Here is a 720-nt window from a genome sequence, read left to right on the forward strand (position 1 = left end):
CTATAGTTCCTGTGATAGGTGCATTTATGTTGTAATTTTGTAAGCTTTCATTGCTTTCAATGGTTGCTAGTAAATCGCCTTTAATCACCTCATCACCTAAGTTTTTATTCATCAGTTTAATAATGCCTGCATAGCGAGCATAGATGGGGGCCATAGTATCGCGATTAGGCGCAATTTTTCCCACTACTTTTAATTGAGTTTTAATGGTTTGGCTTTCTGCTTTTTCGGTTTGTATATTTGCGGCTTGAAGTATGGCAGGAACTAATTTAAGACGTCCCTCATAAGTGTTATATTGCCAGTTGTAGGATTTATCTGAAACCCGTAATTGAAGTGACACATCAAATGAATGAGGCTCTTTAATCACTTGATTGCTTTGTAAAAAATTCTCAACGGGACTAAATGTAATAACCTCCTTCTTTCCATTAAACCGGGTTAGTTCTGCAGTAAGTTGCGATGAATTAGGAGAAATTTTTTTTCCTTCTTGATAAAGATAGGCACGAAAATGGGGTGGCATCCCGCGTTCAAAGAGGAGCAATTCAAGGGCTATATTGTCTTTTTTAAAAAGACGCCCTCCTTGTGGCCCTTTTTCAAACTCTTCTTGAGATTCACTCTGTTGATTATCCTCATCTGTCGCAAATACCACAGAAGTCATTATTGTCGATAAAAAGATAATTAAGAAGAACAAGGAGACACATTTTTTTATAAGTTTCATTTACTTTC

The 720-nt window shown here is 36.5% G+C and carries 1 pseudogene; it reads right to left on the minus strand.

Annotation, left to right across the window (positions count from 1 at the left end):
• Positions 1 to 712 (minus strand): annotated as a pseudogene (locus A8O27_RS18185) (efflux RND transporter periplasmic adaptor subunit); the annotation flags it as partial.
• Positions 713 to 720 lie beyond the last annotated feature (8 nt).

This window comes from Legionella bozemanae, assembly GCF_001648595.1.
In the GTDB taxonomy this organism is placed as follows: Bacteria; Pseudomonadota; Gammaproteobacteria; order Legionellales; family Legionellaceae; genus Legionella; species Legionella bozemanae.